The sequence below is a fragment of the Catellatospora aurea genome, assembly GCF_042663325.1.
Taxonomy (GTDB): domain Bacteria; phylum Actinomycetota; class Actinomycetes; order Mycobacteriales; family Micromonosporaceae; genus Catellatospora; species Catellatospora aurea.
In genome coordinates, this window is record NZ_JBHTAC010000008.1 from 160010 (window position 1) to 177694 (window position 17685).

At 70.4% G+C, this 17685-nt stretch carries 16 protein-coding genes; 6 read left to right on the forward strand and 10 right to left on the reverse strand.

Features of this window, described 5'->3' with window-relative positions:
* Positions 1–215 precede the first annotated feature (215 nt).
* The 3 genes from ACFQO7_RS10785 to ACFQO7_RS10795 all read right to left on the reverse strand — a co-directional run bounded on the left by ACFQO7_RS10785 (position 216) and on the right by ACFQO7_RS10795 (position 5754).
* The gene (locus tag ACFQO7_RS10785; protein ID WP_376806217.1) at positions 216–1685 is read right to left on the reverse strand and encodes an AAA family ATPase; all 1470 of its coding nucleotides are present in this window, start codon (positions 1683–1685) and stop codon (positions 216–218) included.
* A 110-nt stretch (positions 1686–1795) separates the two neighbouring features.
* The gene (gene otsB, locus ACFQO7_RS10790) at positions 1796–4336 is read right to left on the reverse strand and encodes a trehalose-phosphatase (RefSeq protein WP_376806218.1); all 2541 of its coding nucleotides are present in this window, start codon (positions 4334–4336) and stop codon (positions 1796–1798) included.
* Complete coding sequence (locus ACFQO7_RS10795; protein ID WP_376806219.1) at positions 4333–5754, reverse strand: alpha,alpha-trehalose-phosphate synthase (UDP-forming); 1422 nt, start codon at positions 5752–5754, stop codon at positions 4333–4335. Before ACFQO7_RS10795 ends, otsB begins: the two co-directional genes overlap by 4 nt.
* Positions 5755–6045: 291 nt before the next feature.
* On the opposite strand from ACFQO7_RS10795, the gene ettA reads away from it, so the two are divergent.
* The 4 genes from ettA (at position 6046) to ACFQO7_RS10815 (ending at position 9552) form a co-directional block, all read left to right on the forward strand.
* Positions 6046–7722: an energy-dependent translational throttle protein EttA gene (ettA, locus tag ACFQO7_RS10800; protein ID WP_376806220.1), complete on the forward strand. Its 1677-nt coding sequence runs from the start codon at positions 6046–6048 to the stop codon at positions 7720–7722.
* Positions 7723–7795: 73 nt separating this feature from the next.
* On the forward strand, positions 7796–8197 hold the full coding sequence (locus tag ACFQO7_RS10805; RefSeq protein ID WP_120316575.1) for an acyl-CoA thioesterase: 402 nt from the start codon (positions 7796–7798) through the stop codon (positions 8195–8197).
* Complete coding sequence (locus ACFQO7_RS10810) at positions 8182–8811, forward strand: DUF8185 domain-containing protein (RefSeq protein ID WP_376806221.1); 630 nt, start codon at positions 8182–8184, stop codon at positions 8809–8811. The genes ACFQO7_RS10805 and ACFQO7_RS10810 overlap by 16 nt, the downstream gene beginning before the upstream one ends.
* A gap of 159 nt (positions 8812–8970) precedes the next feature.
* Positions 8971–9552, forward strand: coding sequence for a type III secretion system chaperone family protein (locus ACFQO7_RS10815; protein WP_376806222.1), 582 nt, complete (start codon positions 8971–8973; stop codon positions 9550–9552).
* 105 nt (positions 9553–9657) lie between these two features.
* Here ACFQO7_RS10815 and ACFQO7_RS10820 read toward each other — a convergent pair whose 3' ends face one another.
* The 4 genes from ACFQO7_RS10820 to ACFQO7_RS10835 form a co-directional block, all read right to left on the reverse strand.
* Positions 9658–10941, reverse strand: a complete 1284-nt coding sequence (locus ACFQO7_RS10820; RefSeq protein WP_376806223.1) for a PKD domain containing protein — start codon at positions 10939–10941, stop codon at positions 9658–9660.
* Between the two features lie 193 nt (positions 10942–11134).
* Positions 11135–11551 (reverse strand): globin, encoded by a 417-nt coding sequence (locus tag ACFQO7_RS10825; protein ID WP_376806224.1) that lies wholly within the window; start codon positions 11549–11551, stop codon positions 11135–11137.
* Positions 11552–11561: 10 nt separating this feature from the next.
* Positions 11562–12905 (reverse strand): MFS transporter, encoded by a 1344-nt coding sequence (locus ACFQO7_RS10830; protein ID WP_376806225.1) that lies wholly within the window; start codon positions 12903–12905, stop codon positions 11562–11564.
* Positions 12906–13046: 141 nt separating this feature from the next.
* Positions 13047–14066, reverse strand: coding sequence for a mechanosensitive ion channel family protein (locus ACFQO7_RS10835; protein WP_361051359.1), 1020 nt, complete (start codon positions 14064–14066; stop codon positions 13047–13049).
* A gap of 200 nt (positions 14067–14266) precedes the next feature.
* Between ACFQO7_RS10835 and ACFQO7_RS10840 the strand changes: the two genes are divergently transcribed.
* On the forward strand, positions 14267–14785 hold the full coding sequence (locus ACFQO7_RS10840) for an HNH endonuclease (RefSeq protein WP_360540187.1): 519 nt from the start codon (positions 14267–14269) through the stop codon (positions 14783–14785).
* 3 nt (positions 14786–14788) lie between these two features.
* On the opposite strand, the gene ACFQO7_RS10845 is transcribed toward ACFQO7_RS10840, so the two are convergent.
* From ACFQO7_RS10845 to ACFQO7_RS10855, 3 genes are all read right to left on the reverse strand, one after another.
* Positions 14789–15406, reverse strand: coding sequence for a class F sortase (locus ACFQO7_RS10845; RefSeq protein WP_360540189.1), 618 nt, complete (start codon positions 15404–15406; stop codon positions 14789–14791).
* Positions 15407–15410: 4 nt separating this feature from the next.
* The gene (locus ACFQO7_RS10850; protein ID WP_360540191.1) at positions 15411–15905 is read right to left on the reverse strand and encodes a hypothetical protein; all 495 of its coding nucleotides are present in this window, start codon (positions 15903–15905) and stop codon (positions 15411–15413) included.
* A gap of 194 nt (positions 15906–16099) precedes the next feature.
* The gene (locus tag ACFQO7_RS10855; protein WP_376806226.1) at positions 16100–16561 is read right to left on the reverse strand and encodes an Lrp/AsnC family transcriptional regulator; all 462 of its coding nucleotides are present in this window, start codon (positions 16559–16561) and stop codon (positions 16100–16102) included.
* A gap of 142 nt (positions 16562–16703) precedes the next feature.
* Between ACFQO7_RS10855 and ACFQO7_RS10860 the strand changes: the two genes are divergently transcribed.
* Positions 16704–17594 carry a tryptophan 2,3-dioxygenase gene (locus tag ACFQO7_RS10860; protein ID WP_376806227.1) on the forward strand — a complete coding sequence of 297 codons (891 nt, stop codon included), beginning with the start codon at positions 16704–16706 and terminating at the stop codon, positions 17592–17594.
* The last annotated feature ends 91 nt before the right edge of the window (positions 17595–17685 follow it).

Sequence of the window (17685 nt, forward strand, 5' to 3'; positions counted from 1 at the left end):
CCCGCCCGGACCTGGGTCGCGCCGCCGGAAGATCCGGGGCCGTTCGCAGCCATGATCTGTTTTTGTGGACGCCAGCGGCCCCTGTAGGGGCACCCAGCGTCCACAAAAACAGATCATGAAGCGGTGCAGGCCACCGTGGCGGCGCGGCACGACCGACACGGAGCGCCGCGGCCGGTGAGCGCGACGGCAGGGCCGGTCGTCGCGACCCGGGCCCGTCACGACCCCTGGTAGAGGCGGGCCAGGTCGACGAGTTCGACGTCGCCGCGGGTGGACGCGGTGCGCCTCAGCGCGGAGGTGAAGCCCGAGCGGGCGAACAGCAGCAGCCGGGGCGCGGGGGTCGCGGCGTCAGCGGGCAACAGGGTGCGCAGGTGCTCGAGGCGGTGCAGCTCGTCGACGCCGACGGGGCTCGCGGTGGCCTTCGCCTCGCCGATCGCGATGATGCGATCGGGGTGGCCGGAGCGGGTCTCCCAGACGACGGAGTCGAGTTCGTGGCCGGCCCGGTGCTCCCGGCAGGGGAGTTCGGTGGGCAGCGCCCGGCTCGCCAGGCCGCCGAGGGTCTGCTCGCTCGCGTGCCACAGGCACCACTGCCGGGTCAGGTCCTCGAAGTGCGGGCCGTAGATCTTGGAGGCGATGGTGTCGCTGTTGCGGTCCCACACCTGCTCCGCTCGCCCGGCGACCAGCTCGGCCTCGTGCCGGTTGATGATCAGCTGGTACAGCCGGACGACCGGTTCGGTGATCCGGTAGACGGTGCGCTTGCTGCGCAGGGCGTCGTCGACGGCCTCGACCAGGCCGATGCCCTGCAGCCCGTTGAGCAGGTGGGCCAGGGCGGAAGCGGGCCGGCCGAGTTCGGCCGCGATCTCGGTGCGGCGGACCTTGCCGGCGCTGAGCGCGGTCAGCACGGCGGCGTACGACGTGGGGTCGGCGATCGACGGGTCCTCGCGCAGCAGCAGGCTGCCCTCGCGGAACATCGCCGACGCCGGGTTGACGATCCGGCGCTGCACCCAGCGGTCGACGTCGGCGGCGCTGCGCGGACCCGCGCCGCCGGCCATCTCCAGATATGCCGGGGTGCCACCGACCAGCGCGTTGACTCGGAACGCCAGCTCGGGATCGTCGAGCCCCCAGAAGGCGGCCGCCTCGCGGTAGCCGAACGGGCGCACCACCAGTTCCAGCACGGCCCGGCCGCGCAGCGGGGCGCCCGCGCCGAGCAACGTGGACATCGTGGTCAGCGCGCTGCCGCAGAGGATGAGCCGGGTGCGGGTGTCCTGCTTGGCCTCGCCGAGCGGGCTGAGCGCCTGCTGCAGGTACGACGGCAGGGCCGGGGTCGTGGCGACCAGGTACGGGAACTCGTCGATGACGACGGGTAGCTGCCGCTCCCGTCCGAGGCGGATCAGCTCGGTCAGCGCCTCGCGCCAGTCGGCCGGAGCCAGCGGCGAGCCGAGCCCGCGGTGCTCGGCCAGCGCGCGGCCGAGGTCGGCCAGGTTCTGGCTTTCGGTCTGCTGGGTGGCGCCGAAGAAGAAACCGCCGGCCTGCTGGGCGAGCAGTTCGAGCATGAGCGTCTTGCCCTGGCGGCGGCGGCCGTAGACGAGTCCGAGCGTCGCGCCGGGCGTCGGCGCGGACACGAAGTCGGTCAGCTCGTCCCATTCGAGGGCGCGGCCGTGCAACCGCTCAGGTTTCGATGCGTCCACACAACTATGGTAGCGGCAACTATCATAGTTGCCGCTATCATAGTTGCCGGGACGTCAAGAAGGGCACCTTCTCAGCGCATAGCGCTGTGAAGGTGCCCTTCCTTGCTGGATCAGCGGCCGAGGAGCTGGGCGCAGCGAATCAGGCCCAGGTGGCTGTAGGCCTGGGGGTGGTTGCCGAGGCCGCGCTCCAGGTCCGGGTCGTACTGCTCGGGGAGCAGGCCGGTCGGGCCGGCCGTGGCGAGCATCTGGTCGAAGAGTTCCTCGGCGTCGGCGCGGCGGCCGGTGCGCAGGTAGGCCTCGATCAGCCAGGCGGTGCAGATGTGGAAGCCGCCCTCCTTGCCGGGCATGCCGTCGTCCCACTTGTAGCGGTAGACGACCGGGCCGGAACGCAGCTCGGCCTCGACGGCCAGCACCGTGTCCAGGAAGCGCGGGTCGTCGTCGGCCAGCAGGCCGGACAGGCCGATCCACAGGCTGGAGGCGTCCATCTCCGGGAAGCCGTAGGCCACCGTGTACGCCTTGGTGCCCTCGTGCCAGCCCTGGTGCAGGACGTTCTCGGCGATGCGGTCGCGCAGCTCGACCCACTCGGGGCGTTCCTCGGTGGTGTGCCGCTCCAGCACCTGCAGGGCACGGTCCACCGTCATCCAGGACATGACCTTGGAGTACACGTGGTGGCGCGGAGGCAGCCGGGCCTCCCAGATGCCGTGGTCGGGCTCGTGCCAGCGCTGCGAGCAGGCCTGCACCATGGCCTCCATGACCCGCCACTCCTCGTGGCGGATCTTGCCGCGCTTGTCCGCGACCGCCATCAGCACGTCCGCGACCGGGCCGAACACGTCCAGCTGGAGCTGCTTGTTGGCGGCGTTGCCGACGCGCACCGGCCGGGAGCCGGCGTAACCGGGCAGGCTCTCGATCACGGCCTCCGGGCCGAGCTCGTAGCCGTCCACGGTGTAGAGCGGGTGCAGCCGCTCCGGGTGCCCGCCGGTCCGGTCGACCACACCGTCGACCCACCGCAGGAACGCCTCGGCCTCGGTCAGCGAGCCGAGTTCGACCAGCGCCTTGACGGTCATCGCGCCGTCGCGCAGCCAGACGAAGCGGTAGTCCCAGTTGCGGATGCCGCCGAGCGTCTCCGGCAGCGAGGTGGTCGCCGCCGCGATGACGCCGCCGCCCTCGAAGTGGCACAGCCCGCGCAGCGTGAGCGCGCTGCGCATGACCACCTCCTTCTCGACCGAGGGCAGCTCCAGGGAGTTGGCCCACTCCCGCCACGGCTGCTCGACCAGCTCCAGCCGCTCGCCCGCGGACAGCGGGTGCGCGGTCAGGTTGTGGCTGCGCATGCGCATCTCCAGCAGCGCCTCGCCGTTCATCTTCGACAGGTCGATGACCGCGCGGGCGGTGTCGTGCCCGCCGTCGTCGACGACGTCCCACTCCACGCCGGGGGAGTACAGGCACAGGTGCTCGCTGGTGCCCAGCACGAGCAGCCCGTCGGTGAGCGGCTGCAGCTGCACCGGCACCTGGCCGAACTCGGGCCGTGGCGCGTACTCGACGCGGACCACGGTGTTGCCGGTGAGGCGGCGCATGAGGCTGTCGCCTTCGAGCCAGTCCGTCACGGTCAGCCCGGACCAGCGGGTCTCCACGGTCATCGTGCCGGGGCGGTAGCGCTGGCCCAGCGGGTGCCCGCCGCGTTGCGGGGCGATGCTGAAGTGGCCGGCGGGCGCGCCGCCGAGCAGGTCGGCGAAGATGGCCGCGCTGTCCGGCCGCGGGTGGCACAGCCAGCTCACCCGGGCGTCCGGGCTGATGAGCGCGACGGTGCGGCCGTCGGCCAGCATCGAGTGCCGCTCGATGGGCACCGCCCGCTCGCCGAACAGCCAGTGCCGCCGGGTGTCCAGCAGCAGCGCCAGGATGCGCACCGCCTGCAGTGGGTCCTGCACCCGGAAGTTGGCCGCGGTCTCGCCCGCGCCGACCTTGACGCCGATGTCCTTGCCCGACAGCTGCCGGAAGGCGTTCTCGTCGGTGACGTCGTCGCCCATGAACAGCACCGCGCCCGCGGACACCTGGCGGCGCAGTTCGTCGATCGCGGTGCCCTTGTGCGAGGCGAGCACCGACAGCTCGACGACCTCCTTGCCCTCGGTGGTGTGCACGCCGGCCCAGGCGGCCGGGCCGCATCGGATGGCGTCGGTCACCGCGGCCGCCACCGCCCGGGAGGCGGTGCGCAGGTGCACGGCGACGCTGGCGGGCTTGTTCTCCAGGCGTACGCCAGGGTGCTCGGCGGCGATGCGCTCCAGCTCGGTCTGCAGCCGGCTGCGCAGCTCGACCAGGTCGGAGGCGAGCCGCTGGACGAAGCCGATGTCGAACTCGGAGCCGTGGCTGCCGACGAGATGCACCTCGCTGGGCAGCCGGGAGAGCGCGGCGAGGTCGCGCAGCGCTCGCCCGGAGACCACCGCGACGGTGGTCTGCGGGAGCGTGGCCAGCGATCGCAACGCTGCGACCGCCTCCGGGATCGGGGCGGCCGCGGACGGGTCCTCCACGATCGGGGCCAGGGTGCCGTCGTAGTCGCACGCGACGAGCAGGTGCGGTACGCGGGCCAGCTGCGCCAGCGCGGAGCGCAGTTCGGGGTCGAAGCCGTCGCGGTCGAGATCGACGGTCATGCCCAGGGTCATGGTATTGCTCCCAGTTCGGTCAGGAAGTCTGACGCCCAGCGCGCCACGTCGTGACGCCGCAGGTGCCGCTGCATCACGCTCATCCGGCGCCGGGCCTCGTGCTCGTCGACGGTGACCGCGCGCATGAGTGCGTCCTTGACCGCGTCCAGATCGTGGGGATTGCACAGGAACGCCTGTCGCATCTCTCCGGCCGCGCCCGCGAACTCGCTCAACACGAGTGCGCCGCCATGCTCCAAGCGTGCCGCCACGTACTCCTTGGCCACCAGGTTCATACCGTCCCGCAACGGGGTCACCATCATGACGTCGGCCGCGCAGTACAGCGCGGCCAACTCACTGCGACTGTACGACTGGTGCAGGTAATGCACCGCAGGCACGCCGACGCGGCCGAAATCCCCGTTGATCCGGCCCACCTCGCGCTCGACCTTGATGCGAAGTGCCTGGTAGTGCTCGACCCGTTCCCGGCTCGGCGTCGCGACCTGCACCATCACCGATTCCGGCACGGAAAGCCGTCCCGCGGCCAGGAGCTCGCGATATGCCTTCAGGCGGTGCTCGATGCCCTTGGTGTAGTCGAGCCGGTCCACGCCCAGGATGACCGTTTTGGGGTCTCCCAGCTCGGCCCGGATCTGCACGGCCCGCTCCCGGACAAGTGGGTTGTCCGCGAGACGCTGCATCTCGCCCACGTCGATCGAGATCGGGAACGCGTCGGCCTTGACCTGGCGCCCCTCGTATTCGATCACGTTGCCGTGGTACGGCGTGCCGAGCAGGTGCCGGGCCAGCCGGATGAAGTTCTGCGCGGCCAGCCGCTGCTGAAAGCCGACCAGGTCGGCCCCGAGCAGCCCGCGCAGCACCTCGGCGCGCTGCGGCAGCTGCATGAACAGCTCGATCGGCGGAAAGGGGATGTGCAGGAAGAAACCGATCTTGAGGTCGGGGCGCAGTTCCCGCAGCATCGCGGGCACCAGTTGCAGCTGGTAGTCCTGCACCCAGACGGTGGCGCCCTCGGCGGCGACCTCCGCGGCCGCCTCGGCGTAGCGGCGGTTGACCACCCGGTAGGCCTCCCGCCAGCGGCGGCGGAAGACGGGCGGCTCGACGTTGTCGTGGTAGAGCGGCCAGATGGTGGCGTTGGACTGGCCCTCGTAGTACCGCTCGAGATCTTCTTCGGAGAGCGGCACCGGCCGCAGGTTGATCCCGTCCAGCTCGAACGGCTCCGGAGCCGGGCCGGGCGAACCCGACCAGCCGATCCACGTGCCATGGCGCTCGACGAGCACCGGGTGCAGTGCGGTGACGAGCCCGCCGGGACTGCGCCGCCAGCGGCGGGCGGAGTCACCGGAACCCGTGACGCGACCTCCTGGCGTGTCCGTGGTCACTTCGTCCACGGGCAGCCGGTTCGCGACGACGACGAACGGACTGCGATCGACCATCGCTGCCTCTCCTCCGATCGGTGGATCGTGGGCCATCCTCTGAGACTACTGAAGTCCCCTGAAAGGTGGATCATCGGCGCGGCACGCTGGGGCGATACGTGTAGATCATCCCAGCGGGGCGCATTGATCACAACCCGCTGCGTGATGCCCGGCCCGTGCCCCGCCAAACCCGCTGTCCGGATCGTCGCACGTCCCGGCGGCGCGATCCGCCGCACACGGCCCGATGTCCCAGGCCGCGGGACCACCTGGGAGTATTGAACCGAAGACTGTCTGAAGGGGGTTGGCCCGACCGTGGCCCAGTTCATTTACACGCTCGAGAAGGCACGCAAGGCGCACGGCGACAAGGTTGTGCTCGACAACGTCACGCTCAACTTCCTGCCGGGTGCCAAGATCGGCGTGGTCGGCCCGAACGGCGCGGGTAAGTCGAGCCTTCTGCGGATCATGTCCGGCCAGGACATCGTCAGCAACGGCGAGGCCCGGCTCATGCCCGGCTACACCGTGGGCATGGTGGCCCAGGAGCCCCGCCTCGACGAGTCGCTGACCGTGCTGCAGAACATCGAGCTGGCCGTCGCCGGCACCAAGGCCAAGCTCGCCCGGTTCAACGAGATCGCCGAGCTGATGGCGACCGACTACTCCGACGAGCTGATGGACGAGATGGGCCGGCTCCAGGAGGAGCTGGACCACAGCGACGCGTGGGACCTGGACTCCAAGCTGGAGCAGGCCATGGACGCGCTGCGCTGCCCGGAGCCCGACCTGCCGGTCGGCCCGCTCTCCGGTGGCGAGAAGCGCCGCGTGGCGCTGTGCAAGGTGCTGTTGGAGCAGCCCGACCTGCTGCTGCTCGACGAGCCCACCAACCACCTGGACGCCGAGAGCGTGCTCTGGCTGGAGCAGCACCTGGCGAAGTACCCCGGCACGGTGATCGCGATCACCCACGACCGGTACTTCCTGGACAACGTCGCCCAGTGGATCCTGGAGCTCGACCGCGGCCGCGCCTACCCGTACGAGGGCAACTACTCCACCTACCTGGAGAAGAAGGCGGCGCGCCTGTCGGTCGAGGGCCGCAAGGACGCCAAGATGCGCAAGCGCCTCTCCGAGGAGCTGGAGTGGGTGCGCTCCAACGCCAAGGCGCGCCAGACCAAGTCCCGGGCCCGTCTGGACCGGTACGAGGAGATGGCCAACGAGGCCGAGAAGACCCGCAAGCTCGACTTCGAGGAGATCCAGATCCCGCCGGGCCCGCGCCTGGGCAACACGGTGATCGAGGTCAAGGACCTGGTCAAGGGCTTCGGCGACCGGGTGCTCATCGAGAACCTGTCGTTCTCGCTGCCGCGCAACGGCATCGTCGGCATCATCGGCCCGAACGGCGTCGGCAAGACCACGCTGTTCAAGACCATCGTCGGCATCGAGAACCCGGACAAGGGCTCGGTCAAGGTCGGCGAGACGGTGACCCTGTCCTACGTCGACCAGAACCGGGCCGGCCTGGACAGCGCCCAGACCGTCTGGGAGGTCGTCTCCGACGGGCTGGACTACCTGATGGTCGGCAAGGTCGAGATGCCGTCGCGGGCGTACGTGGCCGCGTTCGGCTTCAAGGGGCCGGACCAGCAGAAGCCGGTCAACGTGCTGTCCGGCGGTGAGCGCAACCGCCTCAACCTGGCGCTCACCCTGAAGATCGGCGGCAACGTGCTGCTGCTCGACGAGCCCACCAACGACCTGGACGTGGAGACGCTCTCCAGCCTGGAGAACGCGCTGCTGGAGTTCCCCGGCTGCGCCGTGGTCATCTCCCACGACCGCATGTTCCTCGACCGCGTGGCCACCCACATCCTGGCATGGGAGGGCACCGACTCCGACGAGTCGAAGTGGTTCTGGTTCGAGGGCAACTTCGAGGCGTACGAGAAGAACAAGATCGACCGCCTCGGCGCCGAAGCCGCTCGCCCGCACCGGGTCACCCACCGCCGTCTGACGCGCGACTGATCCGGATCTTCGTGATCGTTCGCCCGGCCGGCCGCGGTCGGCCGGGCGAACGATCAAGGCGAGTGGGAGAACCATGAGATTCACCTACCACTGCGCGCTCCGGTGGTCCGATCTTGACGCGTACGGGCACGTCAACAACGCGCGCTTCCTCACCCTGTACGAGGAGGCCCGGGTCGCGATGATGTTCGTCGGCGCCCGGGAGGCCGGGGTGACCTCCTTCGAGGACGGCATCGTGGTGTCCCGGCACGAGGTGGACTACCTGCGGCCGATCGACTACGGCGACCCGGTGCGCATCGAGCTGTGGATCGAGGACCTGAAGCCGTCCCGCTTCACCGTCTGCTACGAGCTGTTCGACGGTGACCTGCTGGCCAGCCGGGCCCGGTCCGTGCTGGTGCCGTACGACCTCGACAAGCAGCGGCCCCGCCGGATGAGCGAGGCCGAGCAGAGTTTCCTGAAGCCATGGCTGTCGACCTGACCGACCGCGCCGACGCGGCGGTGTTCCTGCACCGGCTGGTGCGGCTGGATCCGGCGACGCTGGTGCGGCTGTGCCCGGCCGGACCGGGCCGGGTGGCGCTGTGGGCGACGCTGCCGTGGGGCGTGCTGGTCACCCGCACGGTCGCCGGCAGTGTCGACCGGGACCGGGTGACGCAGGCGTCGGCGCTGCTGGAAGGCGTCGCGGAGCCGCCGGCGCTGGACGACCGCTGGCGCGGCGCGCTGCCCCCGGCGACCGCCCGCGCCGTCGAGCGGCTGCCCGCGGCGGTGGTCGGCGGTGCGGCCGCCGCGGCCGCGCAGGCCCTGCGCGACGTCGGGTCCACCGGGCTCAAGGGCCGTGCCGTGGGGCAGCGGGTGCTGCGGGACGCGCTGCTGGACCACGTCGTCATCAGCGGCGTGTCCGATGTGGACGGCGTGTCGTTCGCGGTTCCGCAGCGGCTCGTGCAAGGCTTGGTCCGGATGGGATTCCTCGGCGCCGACGAGGTGACGGTGGTCACCGCCGGAACGTGGACCGGGCTCGCCGGTTCCTATGGCACCGCCTGGTTCCGGACACCCGTATTGTCCGTACGGCCGATTGTCAGTCGGTCGATAGGTTGATCGGACATCGGCTGTTCAGCCCGGGACCTTCGGTAAGGGGATGACGAAAGACGGCTGTACGGGTAGCCTCCTCGCCGGGGATGGAACTGAGGGTAGGCAAGCAATCTCCCTCAGCATTGATCTGTCGGCTTCAGGCTACGGTCGGACAGGAGCATGGGCATGGCGTGGTTTTCGTGGCAACGCTTGCGGGTGGGTCAGTCGACGGCGGGGGAGGCGCGGCCGCGTTCGGTCCCGCAGCAGCGCAGCCTCTTCGAGGTGCCGGACGACCTGTCCATGATGGACAGCCTGCCACCGGCTCCGACGACACTGGCGCCGGCCGAGACACCCCAGGTCAACCTGCGCCGCATCGCCGCCACCCTCGACCTGCTCGACATCCGCTACCTCTCCGACGGGGAGGAGAGCCTGCTGGCGCTGTGGGAGCGGCACGCCCTGCTGTTCGCGGTCGAGGGCCCCGACGACGAGATCCTGGTGATCCGGGCCCGCCCGCACGCCACCGTCCCGCCGGAGCTGGCCGACCTGGCCTACCGGGCGGTCAACGAGTGGAACCACACCCGCCGCTTCGCCAAGGCGTACGTGGGCGACCCCACGGAGCGCGGCCAGCTGCCGATCTACGCCGAGTGGCAGGTGCCCCTGCGCTCCGGCGTGCACGACGCGCTCCTCATGGAGCTGCTCGACTGCGCCGCCTCGGTGTCCACCACCTTCGTGGACTGGATGCACAGCGACGGCGGCCTGCTGCTCTGAGGACGTCTCTCCACCGCCGCAGGGCCCTCTGACGGCGACAGCCGCCTGTCCGGGTCTCGTACACCCGGGCAGGCGGCTGATCCGTCTGTGTCGCGCGGAGCCCGCTCACTCCATGCGGGGGAACAGCCCGATCCGGCCGTGGTACTCCCGGCCCAGTTCGTCGGTGTCCGAGCCCACCAGCAGGCCCTGCGGGGAGATGGCGAACGCGCGCACGCCCACGCCGCGGGAGCGGGTCGGGTTCCAGGGCAGGGCCATCCCGGTGACCGGGTTGATCGCGGCGACACCGGGGCGCTCCACCGCGCCGGGGCCGGCCGACTCCATGCCGTACGGGTTGTTCAGCCAGCGCTGGTGGCCGCCCACGTAGACGGCCCCGCCGACGATCTCGACGGCGTACAGCGAGTCGCCGCCGGTGTGGTTTACCCAGGTGGGCCGGACCTTGCCGGTGGCGTAGGTCTCGAACCGGGCCGCGGTGTCGCAGTTGATCTCCCAGCCGCTGAGGCGGCCGGTGGTGACGATGACGAAGTACTCGCCGTCGGGGGAGAAGTCGGCCGCGCGCATGTAGGTGTCGAAGCCCTCGCGGCACAGCGGGACGTACGCGTCGGTCGACCAGTTGGCGGCCTTCGACGGGTTGCCGGTCAGGTCGAACATGGCGGCCTGCACCCGGCGGGCCGAGCCGACCCGGGTGAACGCGCCGATCGCCAGGAGCCGGTCGCCCGCCGGCGAGACGGCGATGTCCTCGACCTTCACCCGGCCGATCTCCGGAGCGTCCAGCCGCGCGTCGAACACCGTGTCCACCGCGCCGGTGACCGGGTCGAGCCGGGCCAGGCCGCGCCGCGGCACGTCGTTGATCGCGGTGAACGAGCCGCCCAGGTAGAGCCACCCGTCCGAGACGGCCAGCCCGCGCACGTCGCCCCAGTTGATCGCGGCGTCGAAGCCCGGGATGCGCCCCCCGGTGGACAGGTCCAGCCGGGCGAGCCCGCGCTGCTCGGCGTCGTTGATCTCCTCGAAGGAGCCGCCGACGAACACCGAGTTGTCCGGGCCGGGGGTCAGCGAGTAGACCATGCCGTCCACGTCCGGCGCGAAGTCCTCCAGCACGGCCCCGGTGCCCAGGTCGAAGGCGAACAGGTGCTCGCGCTCGTACTCCTCGGTGCCGGTGTTGTCGCTCACCCTGGTGAAGTCGCCGCCGACGACGGCGACCTGGCCGACTACGGCCAGCGCGTGCACCTCGCCGTCGAGGATGTGCGGCGTCCAGTCGGCGGGATCCTCGTCGACGGTGCGCACCGGGCGCGGCTTCAGGTTCTCGGCCGGGGCCTGGGGTGCTGCCGCCCATACGGCGGCGGGCAGGGCCATCGCGGCCAGCACGGCCAGCGATACCACGCGGTGGCGCATCAGGACGTCTCCTCGCAAATCCGGGCAATTCCTCCCCTGGTTAACGAGGCGACCGAAAAGAAGGGCACCCTCCTCGACCGGTCAGTCGAGAAGGGTGCCGGAAGTCACTGCGCGCTCAGGGGCGAGGATCGGCGCTGTGCGCCGAGCTGGATTCCTGCTCCGCATCAACCATGCTCTACCTCTGCTTCATGGCCTAATGCTCCGCATTAACCATGAAGAATGCCGCCCGCTCCAGGTAGTCCCAGAGCATCTTGTCGAGTTCGGGGCTGAGTTCGAGGACGTCGACGGCGTGGCGCATGTGGCGCAGCCAGGCGTCGCGCTCGACGGCGCCGATGACGAAGGGGGCGTGGCGCATGCGCAGCCGCGGGTGCCCGCGCTCCTGCGAGTACGTGTTCGGGCCGCCCCAGTACTGGATCAGGAAGAGCCGCAGCCGCTCGTTGGCCGGGCCGAGGTCTTCCTCCGGATACATCGGCCGCATCACCGGGTCGGTGGCGACCCCGGCGTAGAACTCGTCGACGAGCAGGCGGAAGGCGTCCTCGCCGCCGAGCAGTTCGAAATAGTTCGGAGTCGGCAGGGCGGTCGACGCGGGGGTGGCGGGCTGGTCACTCACCAGGCCCAGGCTACCCGGCGACCGGAGCCTCGTTGAGCCGCCGGGCGCGCTCGATCGCGGCGGTGAAGCGCTCCTGCGCGGGCCATGCGGACAGCGCCACCAGCACCAGCACCACGCCGGCCACGCTCCACAGGCCGATGACCTGGTGCAGCGGCCAATGGCTGGCCAGCATCCCGGTGATCAGCACCGCGCTGCCCTGCATGATCTGCATTCCGCCCTGCATCACGCCGAACGCGCGGGCGCGGTAGACGTTCGGCAGCGCCTGCACGAAGAGCCCGTTGATGGCGGGCAGCATGCCGGCCAGGCAGAAGCCGCAGGCCGCGGCCATCAGGCACACGGCGTACAGGGACGGGTTGAGCAGCGCCGGCACCAGCATGATCGGGGTGAGCAGGGCCAGCGGCCGGATCAGCAACCGGCGCAGGTGCGGTGCGGTGAACCGGCCGATCACGATGCCGCCCAGCACGTAACCGGCCGGGTTGGCGAGCATGATCATTCCCTGGGCGAAGCCGCGCTCGGCCTCCCCGCCGGGTTCGAGGTGGTGCGCCCAGACGGCGGCGAGGCCCTCCGGCACGATCGCGAACAGGGTCACGCTGAAGACGAGCAGGGCGATCGCCCGCAGCGCGGGGATCCCGAAGACCACCCCGAAGCCCTCGGCGGTCTCCCGGACCAGGTTGCGCCGCGCAGCCGGGTCGCCCACCGCCGGACGGTGCCGCACCACGAACGTCAGCAGCAGCGCCGACAGGGCGAAGGTGCCGGCGTCGAGCAGCAGCGACAGCCGCGGGTTCATGGCGGCGAGCAGGCCGCCGGCGAGGTAGCCGCCGATCTGGGCGGCCTGGCCCGCGCTGAGGTTCAGCGAGATCCCCACCACCAGGCGGTCGCCGGCGAGGATGGCCGGATACAGCGCCGAGCGGGCCGCCTCGTAGGGCGGGTTGCCCAGGGCGGTGAGGAAGAGCAGGCCGATCAGGACCGGGATCGGCAGGCCCGGGACCGCGACCAGCCCGATGAGCACCATGCGGGCGAGATCACTGATGATCATTACCGTGCGGTACGGATACCGCTCGGCGACCGCCGCCAGCATGGGACCCAGCAGCACCCACGGTGCGAAGCTGATGGCGAAGGTGGCCGCGGCCATGCCGGCCGACTGCGTCTGCTCGTAGACCAGTGTGGTGACCGCGGCCTTGGCCAGGTAGTCGCCGATCCAGGACAGCACGCTCGCACCGAGCATGCCCCGGTACTCGCGGATGGCGAGCACTTCGCCGAACGTCGCGCGGTGCTCATGTTGGGAGCCGGGCGGATCGTTCGGTGGGGGTGTATTGGTGCGAGCGGGGTGGTGCACCACCGGATGGTCCTCCATCGATCACGACACTGGTGTCGAGGACCGCCATCCTGTCGCAGAGTCACGCCGAATGACCGTCCCAGAAGGGATGTCGTCGGTTGATTCTGCCCGATCGGTGGATAAAGCGCTAGCCTCTACGGCTGATGCCACCACGTACAGTCAGGGAGCCGACGATGGCTCCTCGGTCGGCACCGACGCCCGCAACGCGCGGGCCGCCTGCATCTGCGCCGCGATGCCCGACGCCTCGAGCGCCTCGGTGAGCCGTCGCCGCATCTCCCGCTGCAGGTCCCACTGCCGGTCAGCGGAGGTCTTGCACACGGTGCGGATGACCGCGCCGTCCACGCTGATGTTCTCCACGCCCAGCACCTGCGGCGGCTCGACGAAGTCGGCGGCCCACTCGGGATCGTGCGCGAAGGCGTCGACCGCCTGGCGCAGCACCGACGTCGCCTCCTCCACGCCGACGAAGCCGATCGGCACGTCGATCATGACGGTGGCCCAGCCCTGGCTCTTGTTGCCGATGCGGATGATCTCACCATTGCGGACGTACCAGATCACGCCGCGGCCGTCACGGATGGTGACGGTGCGCAGGCCGACCGACTCGACCACGCCGACGGCCTCGCCGGTGTCGATCACGTCGCCGACCCCGTACTGGTCCTCCAGCAGCATGAACAGGCCCGCGATCAGGTCCTTGACCAGCGACTGCGCGCCGAAGCCCAGGGCGACGCCAGCGATGCCGAGACTGGCGATGAGCGGCCCGACGTTGATGGAGAACTCGCTGAGCACGATCAGGAAGGCGACCGAGAACACCGCGACGGTGACCATGCTCTTGAGCACCGAGCCGATGGCCTCGGCGCGCTGGCGGCGGCGCTCCGGGAACGCGCTCCCGGCGTTCAGCACCGAGACCGGCACCTTCTCCCGGATCGGCCGCAGCATCGTCGGCACCTTGCCCTGCGCCGTGCGGGCCACGATCTTGTTGATCGTGTGATTCAGCAGCGCGCGGGCGATCATCGCCACGAGAATGATGACGACGATGCGGATCGGCTTGATGAGGATGTAGTAGCCGCCGTCGGCCAGCCACTGCGAGTCGGAGAAGTTGTAGACGCCTTTGCAGACGGGGTCCGCCAGGCACGCGGTGGAGGGCGTCTCCGTGGGGTCGGGGGCGAGAAGGCTCAACGGCATGGCTTACTAGCTACCTCATCGGTCGGTCGGCGGTGCGGGCGGCCTGCGGGGGACTTTCCTCGCATATGCCAATGAGCGGGGCATAGCGCGGCTGAGAATTCATGAGACCGCCGCAAATTGTAGGTGCAATCACCAGATCAATCGGGGACGATGGTCACAATGACGCGATGACGTGACTGTGCCGCCGGAGGGTGAGACCGATGCCTGACATACGACCCACAGCCGCCTCCGCCGCGTTGCTCCTCAACGCGACTTACGAACCGCTGTGTGTCGTGTCCGTGCGCCGGGCCGCCATCCTCATACTCTCCGGCAAGGCCGTCTGCGTGGCCGACGGCGACGGGGTGCTGCACAGCTCCCGGGCCCGGGTGCCCGTCCCCCTCGTGGCCAAGCTCACCCGTTACGTGCGGGTGCCGTACCGCACCCAGGTCGGCCTGTCCCGGCGCGCGATCTTCGCGCGCGACGGCGGGCGCTGCGTCTACTGCCAGGGGCCGGCCGAGACGATCGACCACGTGCACCCCCGCTCCAAGGGCGGGCAGCACGCCTGGGACAACGTGGTCGCCGCCTGCGCCCGCTGCAACCACCACAAGGGCGACAAGACGCTGGCCGACCTCGGCTGGCGTCTTCCCGTGAAGCCCACCGTGCCGCACGGCGCGGTGTGGCGCGTGCTCGGCCACCGCACCCCGGACCCGCGCTGGGCGCAGTGGCTGGAGACCGCCTGAGGCTCAGGCCTTGTGCGCGCTCACCAGGCTCGCGAACACCACGATGTTGTCCGCGTAGCCCAGCTCGCCGCCCACCCAGCGGCCCCCGCAGGTGATCAGCCGTAACCCGGGCCGGGTGTAGTCGTGGTAGATCCGGTCGACGGGCAGGCTCTGCTTGCTGAACCGTTCGACCGTGTTGACCTCGAACACGGTGACCTTGTTGTCCCGGCGCGTGATCTCGATCTTCGCGCCGGGCTTCAGCTCGTTCAGGCGGTGGAAGACGCCGGGGGAGTCCTTGGTGTCCACGTGCCCGACGATGATCGCCGGTCCGTACTGGCCGGGGGAGGGCCCGTCGTCGAACCAGCCCGCCTCGTTGCGCAGCAGCAGCGACGGGGTGTCGATCGCGCCGCGCTCGTCCAGGCCGACCCCGTGGATGTACGCCTTGACCTTGATCGCGGGAATCTGGATGCGCAGCGGCCGGCTCGGGCCCAGCACCGGGAACTCGCCCGGCGGAGCCTTGCCCGGTCCCCGGAACAGCTCGGCGAACGAGAAGCCGCCGGCCTGGCCCAGGCCGATACCGACGCTGAACAGCCCGACCAGGAGCAGCACCGCGGCCAGCGGGCCGCGCAGGCGGCGCAGCACGGCGTCAGGCGGGGGTCAGCGGGTTGCGCCCGCGGCGACGCGACAGCAGCAGCACACCCAGGCCCAGGCCCATCGCCGCGGCGCCCGCGCCGATCAGCGTCGTGCCGCCGTCCCCGGCCAGGCCGCCACCGCCGGTGTTCGGACCGCGCTGCGGGCTGTCGTGGTTGACCACCCACAGCGTGGTGGTGGCGGTCTGCCGGCTCGGGCAGGTCAGCTTCACGTTGTAGCCGCCCGCCTTCTTGTTCTCGGGCACCGTCGCCGCCGCGATCAGGTACACGTTGACCGGCTCGACGGTGACCGTGCCGAACGCGTCGGAGTGCACCTTCGCGTTGTTCAGCGCGTCGCCGCAGCTGGCGCGGATTGCGACCTGGAAGCCCGCCTGGATGGTGCTCGGGTTGACCTCGACGAAGACGCCCTCGGCGTGCGCGGGCGCCGGCGCGGTGAGCGCCGCGACGACCAGCGCCACGGCCCCGGCCGCCACCCGGAGAGCAGACCGCATGTTTCCCCCAAATCGCGTTTGATCACCCGATCACCCCGGGCTACCGCCAAATCCTCTCACCCAGCACTAACCCACCACGCCCATAAACATGAAAAAAGGCCCGAACCGGGCGAGATCACCTCGCCCTTCCCGCCCCCTCCTGCCGCAACTCTTAAAGAGTCGCGGCCATCACGGGTGCCGGACGCCGCGACTTTTCAAGAGTTGCGGCCGGGGAGGGCGGGGGGCGGCGGGGTGAGGGGGCGCCAGGCCAGGGGGGTCGACAGGATGAGCGTGCTGGACGGGCGGCCGTGGGGGGCCAGGCGGTCGATCAGGGCCTCGAAGGCGTCCATGGAGGTCGCGGCGACCTTGAGGATGCTGCAGGCGTCGCCGGTGATGCGGTGGATCTCCAGGATCTCCGGCCACTCGGCCACCGAAGGGTCGCGCAGGATGCAGCCCGCGCCGTAGCAGGACATCTGGATCAGCGCGACGACCGGCCGCCCGGCCGCGGTCAGGTCCACGTGCGCGCGGTAACCGGCGATCACCCCGGACTCCTCCAGCCGCCGTACCCGTTCGGCGACCGCCGGCGGGGACAGGTGCACCCGCCGGGACAGCTCGCTGAAGGACAGCCGGGCGTCCTCCTGCAGTTCGCGCAGCAGCGCCCAATCCATGTCGTCCACGACGCACTTTCCCTTCGTAAACGAAACGCCCCGACCCCAGTATGAACGTTAAGCCGATCGGCCCGAGCGCCGTTGATTCGGCATTCCGTCACGGGGCATCACGGAGACATCATGACGTTGACCAGAGCACCTGGAGGAACGTGTGACCGCTCCATCGACGACGAACGCTGCCGTACGCCCGGCGACCGCGGCCGAGCGCGCCGAGCGCGCCGAAGCCAACGGCGGTGAGCCGACCCTGGAGTTCGCCCAGCGCACGCCGTACGACGCGTACGTGCACGCGAGCACCCTGCACACGCTGCAGCAGACGCTGAGCAAGGACCCGGGCGAGATGTCCTTCCTCATGATCAGCCAGGTGATGGAGCTGTACTTCGGTCTGGTGCGCTTCGAACTGCGGGAGACCCAGCGCCTGCTCGCCGAGGACGACGTGTACGGCGCGCTCGCCCCGCTGCGCCGCACCGTGCTGCACCTGGACGGGCTCAACGCCGCATGGAACGCGCTGCACTGGATGACCCCGGCCGACTTCAACCGGTTCCGCAACCTGCTCGGCGAGGGCTCGGGCTTCCAGTCGGCGATGTACCGCCACCTGGAGTTCCTCCTTGGCCTGAAGACGGCGTCGCTGATCCGCCCGTTCCAGCGCCAGGACGAGGTGTACCACGACCTGCTGGCCACCCTGCACGGCGCGAGCGTCTGGGACGACGTGATCGCGCTGCTCGCCCGCCAGGGCTTCGACCTGCCCGCCGACCTGCTGACTCGCGACTTCGCCACCGAGCACGAGGCCCACCCGGCCGTCGAGGCCGCCTGGGTGCGCATCTACGCCGACGAGAGCCCTGACAACCACCTGCGCCGTCTCGGCGAGGCGCTGACCGACGTCGCCGAGCGGTTCGACGACTGGCGCTACAAGCACCTCAAGGCCGTGGCCCGCACCATGGGCGCGAAGGTCGGCAGTGGCGGCTCCAACGGGTACGCCTGGCTCCAGCGCAGCATGTCCCGCACCGTCTTCCCCGAACTCTGGTCCGCCCGCACCGCCATGTAAGCGCTGATCATGAAGTTATGGACGCTGGTGGGGAGTCCGCGGTGGTCCGCCGTTCAGGCGGGCCGCCGGGACGAGCCACTAGCGGAGGTTC

Bases quoted from the DNA above. Each gene is read 5' to 3' on its own strand.
- ACFQO7_RS10850 (WP_360540191.1), bottom strand. From the start codon at position 15,905: ATGCGGTCTGCTCTCCGGGTGGCGGCCGGGGCCGTGGCGCTGGTCGTC.
- ACFQO7_RS10835 (WP_361051359.1), bottom strand. From the start codon at position 14,066: ATGCCGTTGAGCCTTCTCGCCCCCGACCCCACGGAGACGCCCTCCACC.
- otsB (WP_376806218.1), bottom strand. From the start codon at position 4,336: ATGACCCTGGGCATGACCGTCGATCTCGACCGCGACGGCTTCGACCCC.
- ACFQO7_RS10810 (WP_376806221.1), top strand. From the start codon at position 8,182: ATGGCTGTCGACCTGACCGACCGCGCCGACGCGGCGGTGTTCCTGCAC.
- ACFQO7_RS10795 (WP_376806219.1), bottom strand. From the start codon at position 5,754: ATGGTCGATCGCAGTCCGTTCGTCGTCGTCGCGAACCGGCTGCCCGTG.
- ACFQO7_RS10820 (WP_376806223.1), bottom strand. From the start codon at position 10,941: ATGCGCCACCGCGTGGTATCGCTGGCCGTGCTGGCCGCGATGGCCCTG.
- ACFQO7_RS10805 (WP_120316575.1), top strand. From the start codon at position 7,796: ATGAGATTCACCTACCACTGCGCGCTCCGGTGGTCCGATCTTGACGCG.
- ACFQO7_RS10840 (WP_360540187.1), top strand. From the start codon at position 14,267: ATGCCTGACATACGACCCACAGCCGCCTCCGCCGCGTTGCTCCTCAAC.
- ACFQO7_RS10830 (WP_376806225.1), bottom strand. From the start codon at position 12,905: ATGGAGGACCATCCGGTGGTGCACCACCCCGCTCGCACCAATACACCC.
- ACFQO7_RS10815 (WP_376806222.1), top strand. From the start codon at position 8,971: ATGGCGTGGTTTTCGTGGCAACGCTTGCGGGTGGGTCAGTCGACGGCG.